Origin of the sequence: Gordonia malaquae NBRC 108250 (genome assembly GCF_000344135.1) — a bacterium.
Classification (GTDB): Bacteria; Actinomycetota; Actinomycetes; order Mycobacteriales; family Mycobacteriaceae; genus Gordonia; species Gordonia malaquae.
This window is the reverse complement of record NZ_BAOP01000100.1, coordinates 1-1,077: the sequence shown is the minus strand read 5'-3', so window position 1 is coordinate 1,077 and position 1,077 is coordinate 1. Positions and strand designations below refer to the sequence as shown.

The following is a 1,077-nucleotide window of genomic DNA, read 5'->3' as shown; positions in this document are numbered from 1 at the left end:
CTAGTGACAAATACACCATGGACGCATCCCGCCGGCACACTCGACGGGGTCGCTGCGCGACCAGCTCATCGAACTGATGTGAGTAGTTCGACCAGGACAACGACGCCGAGCAACGAACCGACACCGACGCCATGATCAGGACCATCACCAGGTTCGCTCCGATCAGTGAACTCGAGTGGGCCGGCAGGCTGCCTGAACATATGGGCGGTGGAGAACAGCAAAGGCCTCTGCCATCCTGTAGCTGTGGCTGCTCGAGCAGGGGAATCAGTTGTCGATGTCCCTCCACCGAGACCGCCCGAGTGCGCCAGCTCTCCCGCGGCGGCCGCCGCAAGAACGACCACATCCACGCCGCCGCCGACGCGTGCGTTGCGGCGCTGCAAGGCGAAGGCCGGCCGATCTACACCGAGGACTACACCAGCGTATTGCGGGTCCTCGATGAACGCCGCCGCAACCTCTTGCACACCAAAGGCCGGCTGATCAACCAACTCCACGCGATCCTGCGCCCGGTGCTTACCCGGCGGTGCCCCAACGGATCTCGACTCTGAGAAAGCTGCGATGGGGGTTTTGATTCGGGGCTGATCAAACTGGCTCTTGAACGCGGCTTCAAAGCCGAGCCGACCGACCACCTAGGCTATGAGAAGGGCGACCCCGCCGGGCGACCGAGAAAGCTACTTGACCCTGGCTCCAATCGGCGCCGGCGGCAGCCAACTCGGCAGCATTAAACCTTCGAACTGCGGGCCGTCGATGACGTGCACATCTGCCTGGAACTCATCGCCTCCTTGTCATTCGAGAAGTTCCATCCGCACCAGAAACGAGCAGGCCCCATGACAACCAACGTCACCGGGCCTGCGCCTCACAGTTCTCCGACTTCTTCCCGGCGTTCGTTGCTCGGGACTACCGCTCCGAACGGTGAGTCACAGCGCATGCAGGGTTGGCGTCATCGGCGGATTCGGTTGCCGTGTCGGTGATGACGGCGGTCACCCGGTAGGTCCGGCGTCGCGGGAAAGCCGGTTGAGCAGGCCCGCCGCAATCGCCGAGATCGATCTCCGTGCGCGGCGAAATGGTCGGTGTCGACAG

2 protein-coding genes are annotated in these 1,077 nt (G+C 63.3%); one reads left to right on the top strand and one right to left on the bottom strand.

Annotated elements, in window-relative coordinates:
- Positions 1 to 299: 299 nt before the first annotated feature.
- Positions 300 to 545, top strand: a complete 246-nt coding sequence (locus tag GM1_RS21360; protein WP_008382572.1) for a hypothetical protein — start codon at positions 300 to 302, stop codon at positions 543 to 545.
- 349 nt (positions 546 to 894) lie between these two features.
- Here the strand turns inward: GM1_RS21360 and GM1_RS22840 are convergent.
- The coding region (locus GM1_RS22840) for a hypothetical protein (protein ID WP_040521050.1) at positions 895 to 1,077 on the bottom strand (183 nt) is incomplete at its 5' end.